This window comes from Parabacteroides sp. PH5-46 (genome assembly GCF_029892785.1).
Lineage (GTDB): Bacteria > Bacteroidota > Bacteroidia > Bacteroidales > Tannerellaceae > DFXE01.
On sequence record NZ_JARXXA010000031.1, the window covers coordinates 1 to 7,601 of the forward strand.

Genomic DNA, 7,601 nt, shown 5'->3' on the forward strand with positions numbered 1-7,601 from the left:
AGCCGGATACGCTGAGAGGTGTAAGTCCGGTTCGGGGGCGAGTGCTTGGAAACCTACCATAGAAATATGATAAGGCGCTGGGGGCTTAGCCTACTCAAGATTGTAGATAAAAAACTGGCGAAACGTACAGCCATTCAGGAACAGGTAATTGTACCACTCCGGGCGCATAATAACCTGACATTGATAGGTGGAAAACGGACAGAACGTGTGATTTTCACTTTGCCGAAGTTTACGATACCGGATGATAAGCACCTTATCATCGAACTGAACGAAAAAGAGGGCGGACGGCATCAAAGTTTTGTTGTCGAAAATGCCGACCTGATAAGGGCGAAAGTTATCAACGAATTGAAAGTTAAATAACCATGAAACGGCTATTACTTATACTAACGTTTGTGCTGTGCCTGGTCTTTGCAGACCAAGCACACGCACAGCGTTGTTTGCCCGGTATGCAAGGCATACAGGTAACTGGTGGAATGGTAGATGGATTCCATTTGTCAGACAAAAAGAATGAACTGGGCTATTATTTCGGGTTGTCGATGGCCACCTATACCAAACATGCAAATAAGTGGGTATTCGGTGCCGAGTTCCTGAATAAATATTACCCTTATAAAGATGACAGAATACCTGTCAGCCAGTTCACTGGAGAGGGTGGTTATTACCTGAAATTTCTTTCCGACCATAATAAAGTAGTCCTTTTTTCTTTGGGCGGATCTGCTCTTGCCGGATATGAAACAAGCAACTGGGGAGAAAAAACACTTTTTGACGGTTCCACACTCCGGAATAAAGACCGGTTCATTTATGGGGGTGCTATTACGTTGGAAATGGAAACCTATTTATCAGACCGTGTTGTATTGCTCCTGACTGCCCGTGAACGGATATTGTGGGGAACATCAACAGGGCATTTTCATTTCCAGTACGGATTAGGGTTAAAATTTATAATAAACTAAACTTTGAGAAGAAATGATAGCAACAACATCAGATAACCTCTTAGAATTTTTAAGATTCTGGAATAATGAACATTTATCGCAGGATGATACTGTCCCTGTGAATATGTATAATATGTCTGCTTTGTCAGCGGGGGTTGGTTTCACATTAAAATGGTTTATTTCAAAAGACGATTTTGAAAAAATAGCGAAGGAAGTAAACTACGTTTTTAATGACAGTGATAAAACTCGTATGCTCCTTAATATTGGAGAAGATAGAATAGAACTGGAAATAGACAAGTATAATATTATTGCTGATTTCAAGGAAGAGGTTAGAGGTATTGATGCTGTCTTTGATAAAATGACAAAACAATAAATATTTTAAAATAAAAAAACATGAAAAAGTTTTTAGCATATTTTTTATACACGCTATTGCTATCGGCAATAGTCTGTGCCTGTAGTGACGATTTGGATATTCAGCAGGCTTATTCATTTGATCTTGTTACTATGCCCGTCCAGAAAAAAATCGTTCAGGGCGAGAGTGCGGAGATTCGATGCCAACTGGTAAAGGAAGGTGACTATGATAACGCCCGGTTCTTTATCAGGTATTTTCAAAGTGATGGAAAAGGAGAACTGCGGATGGATGACGGAACGGTATTTCTACCGAATGACCTATATCCGTTGAATAAAACGACATTCCGGCTCTATTATACATCACACAGTACGGATCAGCAGGTTATCGACGTATATATCGAAGATTCATTCGGTCAGGTCGTGCAAAAAACATTTAGTTGGCAGAATGACAAGGGGGATGATGAAGAAGATGATGATTTACTAAAAGTATCAGTCCATGATTATATGCAGCTATATCGTGTTAAACGTCCTCTGCTGGCTATGGATAGCCCATTCGTTGAATAATGCACCGACAGACGTAGATCTGTGGGGTGAGGAAGTTGAATAAGTAAAGTACCCGGATTATTTCGGGTACTTACTGTTTTTACAGATTGATTATGAAATACCTACTAATATTCGTCACCGTTTTGCTGCATTTGCCTTTATGGGGGCAGCCGTTTGATTCTCTAAACAGAAAATCGGAAATAGAAGACTGTACGAAATCTGCCTATTCTATAAATGAGTTCCAACAGATAGCGGATTCTTTGCAAATGTCTATTGATGAGTTATCCGACTATCCTGTGATTTTTCCAATAAAAAAACCGCTATATATTTCATCGGGCTTTGGTAGGCGTTATCATCCTGTTTATAAAATACAAAAATTTCATACCGGGATTGATATTCCTAAAATCAAAGGTACCCCAGTCTATGCCACTGGTAACGGGATAGTAGTTCGCAAGGGTTTTTGTTCGGGATATGGGAACTACATTGAGATTGAACACGCAGGCGGTTTCCATTCATTTTATGCCCATTTGAGTAAGACGATGGTAAATGCAGGGGATTCGGTAAGTATAACCCAACAGATTGCCTGTGTAGGCAATACAGGAGTATCGACAGGTAGCCATCTGCATTACGAAGTAAGAAAAGGTAAGCGCTATCTGAATCCCCAAAAATGGTGTTATTGCCTTTTTGAAATTATAACAACGAAAAATAAATAAAAATGAATCCACAAGAAAAACAAGATGCTGAATTTGTCAGTAAGGATAAAGACAGATTTATGACACTACCCGGAGATAGACGAACTGAAAGTGTTTCTCTGGCTGCCATTGAAGTTGATCCCGATAATATAAGGTATGTGCCTGAAAATATTCTGAATGAAAAACTTATGAAAAAGGCACTTCAAGGTGATGGTTTAACATTGGAGTACATACCTGATAATATGAAAACATCCGATCTATGTAATGTTGCTGTGGAGAATAGCGGCTGGGCATTACAGTTTGTTCCTGAAGAAATGAAAACAGAACAAATGTGCCGAAGAGCCCTTCATTCCGCTTATGATATTACGGGAGAGGGTATCGAAGTGTTAGCTTTCATCCCTTATCCAGACGTTTGTATGCATGGGATAAAGCTATATGAAAATTCTATGGTTAATATGATGGATATATACGGCTTCATCAATCCGCAAATTATGACTGCGGAGATGGCCATGTATGGTGTTAAGGATGAACCGGGAGTATTAGGCTTTATTCCGGAACATCTTCATTCTTATGAGTTAAGAATGGAGGCTGTTAAAGGTGATGGTATGCGGCTATATAATATTCCTGACAAAGATAAAACGATGGAATTATGCGAGGCTGCAATTAATTCGACCTTTCATAGCCTGAGATATGTTCCCGATGAAATGAAAACTACGGAACTATGTAATCAGGCTTTAAAGAAAGACGCTTTTGCAATACAGTATTTCCCTGCGGATAAACTAACACATGAAGTTTGTCTGGAAGCGGTAAATACAGCCAGTCATCCCCGTATATTGTCATTTATACCGTTTGAGGATATTCATCTAAAGGTTTTCAATGAACAATGCAAAGATTACTCCACTACGAAAGAATTTTTGGAGAATATGAAGCCTGATTATATAAAACAGGATTTGGCATATAAAATTTTTGAGAAACAACCAGAGTTGTTTTACAATATCCCCATCCAATTTAAGGATAAACAATTATGCGAAGCTGCTGTAAAACGTGACGGATCATACTTGGCACATATTCCAGAAAGCCAAAAAACAAAAGAATTATGTGAGTTAGCTATAAAAAGCAGTCCTTATGCCATTCCGTATATTTTGGATGAAATGAAAGGGGAAGAACAATATCGAAAAATGGTAAAAGATAATCCGAAAAACTTAATAGGTATTCCTTATGAAGACCGAACCGATGAATTGTGTCGGATTGCTTTGGACAATACTTTCGGGAAAGATAAAAACGATTTCTCTGTTGTTAATTCTGTTACATCATCTCAAATGTTGCTGGAAGTATTTAAAGCTCATACTAATCCCGAAAAAGTGGATTTGTTGTTACATATTGTTAGTCATGATTTAATCACACCGGAAATAGCAAAAGATGCTTTACAAAAGAGCGGTAGAAGTTTTCACGTTATACCGCAAAAGGCTTGGACACCCGAAGTTGCTGAAACAGCCGTTAAGAGTGATCCCAGTTCATTAGGTTGGGTTCCTTCTAATATGAGGACTGCTGATATGATTTTATTTACTAAAAAAGCTATTGAGGGATATAACATCAATATTCCAGAAGAGATTAGCAAGGGCGATAACATTTATACATTCCACAAAAGAGTGGAAAATATAATAAATAAGCCCTTATCATACGATCAGCATAAGCAGCTATATAATGGAGAATCTATTAGAGTTAAGGATATACAAACATCTAATGGTTTTGTGAAAATTGGAGAATTAAGGTATGATGCAAAGAGCAAAAACCTAAATGTCAAATCTGTGGAACAAACTACCGCAGAAAAACAAAAAAACTCTATCCAAATCAATAAAAAGCCAGACCGAAAAGGGAAAGGGCGGAAAATCTAAAAAACAAAAATATGAACTTTTTATCTACATATTTACAGCCCGGAGAAGAAATAAAATACAGGGCAAAAATACATATATTTCTTTTTCTCCAACCCGCTATATTGTTGGGTATTGGCTATATGTGTTATCTTGATGATGCCCGGATGACACGCTATTTAGGTGTAACATTGCTGTTCTTGGGGTTGGTTTCCCTTGTACAGCGTGTTTTGATAAAGGTTGGTTCGATTTATGCCGTTACTAATAAACGAGTAATTTTGAAAACGGGTGTAATAAGCCGCAGAACGGTCGAACTTGTCCTGGCTAAATGCGAAGGATTGCATGTAAGCCAGAACGTGTTGGGACGTATATTTAATTTTGGAACTATTACAGTAACGACTGGCGGTGCTATCAGTAGCTATCCTTTTATCGCTCGTCCGTTTACATTCAAGCGAGAAATCAACAAGCAAATAGGATAGTTTACAGTGGCGTGCTATTGATTTATGTTTTCAAAATCAGTAATATTCCATTGTTTTTGTGTATTTTTGCACACAGGATCATTTATAACGATGCCAGTCATCGGATGGTTCTTACATAGGAAATAGCAGCATTATAGTGAGGTTTTGAAAACCGCCAAATATTTTAGAACTCACTCACATGGTAATGGATGTTAGCTTCCGTCAGTCTGTATATATGTTACTCGCATATACCGGCAAGGGCGTGAGGTTATTATCTATTGAGTGAGTGGGTGCTTGGCGGTACCTCAAAGCCGATATTTAGTAATTCTTGCGCCTGTTTTTTGGTACTAACATAATATTACAGAGAGATCATGAATTTTGCACAAAAAGCCATTTCTAAACTTTACCTTAAAAGGCAATCACCTGTAAATAAGTTTACTGTTTGTGATAAAATCCGTCCTATACTGGTATTACACAGAATTTCGATTAAAGAATCACTATTTATTTTTCCTGACTATGAGTATGTCTATGAAGCAATGAAAGGGAAAAAAGAATTAGTCAGTACACGGGATTGTATTCGATTTGAAGACATAGTACATCTGGACGAAACAGAGGTTTATGTGGAGATTGTAACCCGCACGGGCTTTGTTCATTTGTTATCTAAGGAAAAGCCGGAGAGAACCTATTTTAATATGTTTTCAGTTACCCATAATAAACCCCGTTTATGGAAATAAAGACAATCTATACTAAAGTAAAAGACTATATTGAGTATAAGAAATTTGTGTTTGAGGATTTGCGGGCTATGGGCTACATTTCAAAAGGGGAGATACTTTTCGTTTCTGTATTTATCCTGTTCGTGGTAGGCTTTACAACTTGGTGGATAATTGATAGTCGGCAAATGGAAAAGGAATACCAAAGGAAGGTGCAGGAATTAGACAGACATTACAGAGAGAAACAAAAGGAACTGAAGATTGACAGGCATTCATTGGACAAGATGCCTCACGAATTTGATTCTCTGGAGGATTGGATCAGGTGGGAAATGGAAAATGATTTTGACAGACCTCGATAAAACAAAAGAAGCATTAAATTTAACTTTAATGCTTCTTTTGTTTTTTATTTCACGGTATATTTTAGAGTTGATTTCTTCATCATTTGCTCTGTTGAAAGTTGTTCCGTTATCTGATCTATTGCTTGTTCTACATTTATGTCCTCCTGTAACTGCTTTTCCGATATATCCCTAATTTTTTCTGCAAAATTGGGGGGAATACTTATTGTTCTTATTCCCTGCATGATTCCGGTTCCGGCATCCACAAGAAACATTGTTATTATATTTGCTTCTGAATTTAACCAATCGTCTTGTTTTTCCTCTGGAATTTTAGTTACATCAATACTCACTTCAAAAGAAAAACCCATGTCAAAAATCAGAAATGGAATGTTAGAGTTTTCATATAAGTAAACATCTAATTTCCCCTTTCGGAATAGTCTTATTTCTTCTGTCGTTGGTTCATGGAAACTGCAAAAAACATCAAAAAATGCTGTATTAATAATAGCAGCAGTTGTTTCTATTTGATTCAAATATCTTTCATCAGGGAATCTCTTACCCACCTCGTATTTTATTTTTTCTTTTGATGTAGTGTCAGCAGAATGTGTGTTATTTGTTTTTTTTCGGTAATCGTTGAGATATAAGGAATAATATATGTATAGTTCCACTTCGCCCATTATCATTTCTTCTTCTCCGCTTGTAAGCGAAGCGGAAGGATAGCAAGGAACTGTATATATAAAAGAGCTTTCTTTGGGGGTAGTAGTCAATTTCTCAAATCCTCTTTTCTCTATAAAATTATCAACCAGTTCCAATACCATAGATGCGTCTTTTGCTTCAAAACAGCAAAAGTTCATATACAAAGGGATATTATTTTTTTCAAAGTTAAAAATAGCAACGTTGCTGGCTATGGTAGTAACGACTTCCAAATTAGTTAAAGGAAATTTCAATTTGCTCTTTTCCTTATTAATGTCCTCAAAGGGTTTGAGTAAATTTATTGTTTCCTCTGTAATATCATCAGTATCTCTAACAAGTGTAGAGCCTTTATATGTTATATGTTCAACCTTCATGCTTATCGCTTTTTATGCAAAAGTAGAGAATTTATATATATCATAGATGATTTCATTTAACTTTTTAAATATCTGTTAATCTACAATTTACTTTCCATAGTGGAATTTGTAGATTATTCTATGTATTTATTTTCGCTACTATCGGTTTGTTCTCGTAAAGCACGCTTTTTAGCTTTCTCTTTTTTCTTCTTTTCTTTTTTTGCTTTGTCATCTGCGATAATGTCATTCAGAGAGCGAACAGTAACAGGTTCTTCCCGTTTAAACCGTTTGATATATATATCTTCGATAAACTGGGGTAACGGAACTTTCCATGTTTCCTGTTTATGGTTATCTATTTTACCTAATTTATCGGGATTTAGTCCCAACTCACGAGCCATCTGGACGTGCTTATCTGACAATTTATGTTTTTTTTGGGCAACTACCCATTTTTCTATTTTTACAGGCATATTATTGAGATTTCAAGACAAAAATACCTATTTGTTCAAATGTATGAAAACAAATAGGTTTAAAAGGCTTTTTGTTACTTTTTCTTCCGTTAGATTACTTTTACTCATGGAAAACCTTAGGTTTGCATTGTAATTATTTTATAAACTATAATGAGTGAACCGTATGGAAAAAGAGAAATGTAAAGTCTATGTTACTATTTGGGAC

At 36.6% G+C, this 7,601-nt stretch carries 9 protein-coding genes and 2 pseudogenes; 9 read left to right on the plus strand and 2 right to left on the minus strand.

Going from position 1 to position 7,601, the window contains the following annotated elements; all coding sequences use genetic code 11:
• Positions 1-96 precede the first annotated feature (96 nt).
• The 9 genes and pseudogenes from M2470_RS18280 to M2470_RS18320 form a co-directional block, all read left to right on the plus strand.
• Positions 97-360: pseudogene (locus tag M2470_RS18280) on the plus strand (DUF4138 domain-containing protein); the annotation flags it as partial.
• Positions 361-362: 2 nt separating this feature from the next.
• Positions 363-947 carry a conjugal transfer protein TraO gene (locus M2470_RS18285; protein WP_129733315.1) on the plus strand — a complete coding sequence of 195 codons (585 nt, stop codon included), beginning with the start codon at positions 363-365 and terminating at the stop codon, positions 945-947.
• A gap of 13 nt (positions 948-960) precedes the next feature.
• A complete protein-coding gene (locus tag M2470_RS18290; protein WP_129733314.1) occupies positions 961-1,299 on the plus strand; it encodes a hypothetical protein in 339 nt (112 codons plus the stop codon).
• 20 nt (positions 1,300-1,319) lie between these two features.
• A pseudogene (locus M2470_RS18295) lies at positions 1,320-1,748 on the plus strand (DUF3872 domain-containing protein); the annotation flags it as partial.
• Between the two features lie 185 nt (positions 1,749-1,933).
• Positions 1,934-2,533: a M23 family metallopeptidase gene (locus M2470_RS18300; RefSeq protein ID WP_165359883.1), complete on the plus strand. Its 600-nt coding sequence runs from the start codon at positions 1,934-1,936 to the stop codon at positions 2,531-2,533.
• A 2-nt stretch (positions 2,534-2,535) separates the two neighbouring features.
• The gene (locus M2470_RS18305) at positions 2,536-4,407 is read left to right on the plus strand and encodes a DUF4116 domain-containing protein (protein WP_129733312.1); all 1,872 of its coding nucleotides are present in this window, start codon (positions 2,536-2,538) and stop codon (positions 4,405-4,407) included.
• 11 nt (positions 4,408-4,418) lie between these two features.
• Positions 4,419-4,862 carry a PH domain-containing protein gene (locus tag M2470_RS18310; protein ID WP_129733311.1) on the plus strand — a complete coding sequence of 148 codons (444 nt, stop codon included), beginning with the start codon at positions 4,419-4,421 and terminating at the stop codon, positions 4,860-4,862.
• Positions 4,863-5,212: 350 nt separating this feature from the next.
• Complete coding sequence (locus tag M2470_RS18315) at positions 5,213-5,575, plus strand: hypothetical protein (protein WP_129733310.1); 363 nt, start codon at positions 5,213-5,215, stop codon at positions 5,573-5,575.
• On the plus strand, positions 5,566-5,910 hold the full coding sequence (locus M2470_RS18320) for a hypothetical protein (RefSeq protein WP_129733309.1): 345 nt from the start codon (positions 5,566-5,568) through the stop codon (positions 5,908-5,910). The genes M2470_RS18315 and M2470_RS18320 overlap by 10 nt, the downstream gene beginning before the upstream one ends.
• Positions 5,911-5,954: 44 nt before the next feature.
• Here the strand turns inward: M2470_RS18320 and M2470_RS18325 are convergent, their stop codons facing one another.
• Both M2470_RS18325 and M2470_RS18330 read right to left on the minus strand, forming a co-directional pair.
• On the minus strand, positions 5,955-6,950 hold the full coding sequence (locus M2470_RS18325; protein WP_129733308.1) for a hypothetical protein: 996 nt from the start codon (positions 6,948-6,950) through the stop codon (positions 5,955-5,957).
• 113 nt (positions 6,951-7,063) lie between these two features.
• Complete coding sequence (locus M2470_RS18330) at positions 7,064-7,396, minus strand: hypothetical protein (protein WP_129733307.1); 333 nt, start codon at positions 7,394-7,396, stop codon at positions 7,064-7,066.
• Positions 7,397-7,601: the final 205 nt, after the last annotated feature.

Coding starts and splice junctions, on each gene's coding strand:
- M2470_RS18330 (WP_129733307.1), bottom strand. CDS start 7,396: ATGCCTGTAAAAATAGAAAAATGGGTAGTTGCCCAAAAAAAACATAAA.
- M2470_RS18300 (WP_165359883.1), top strand. CDS start 1,934: ATGAAATACCTACTAATATTCGTCACCGTTTTGCTGCATTTGCCTTTA.
- M2470_RS18325 (WP_129733308.1), bottom strand. CDS start 6,950: ATGAAGGTTGAACATATAACATATAAAGGCTCTACACTTGTTAGAGAT.
- M2470_RS18305 (WP_129733312.1), top strand. CDS start 2,536: ATGAATCCACAAGAAAAACAAGATGCTGAATTTGTCAGTAAGGATAAA.
- M2470_RS18320 (WP_129733309.1), top strand. CDS start 5,566: ATGGAAATAAAGACAATCTATACTAAAGTAAAAGACTATATTGAGTAT.
- M2470_RS18310 (WP_129733311.1), top strand. CDS start 4,419: ATGAACTTTTTATCTACATATTTACAGCCCGGAGAAGAAATAAAATAC.
- M2470_RS18315 (WP_129733310.1), top strand. CDS start 5,213: ATGAATTTTGCACAAAAAGCCATTTCTAAACTTTACCTTAAAAGGCAA.
- M2470_RS18290 (WP_129733314.1), top strand. CDS start 961: ATGATAGCAACAACATCAGATAACCTCTTAGAATTTTTAAGATTCTGG.
- M2470_RS18285 (WP_129733315.1), top strand. CDS start 363: ATGAAACGGCTATTACTTATACTAACGTTTGTGCTGTGCCTGGTCTTT.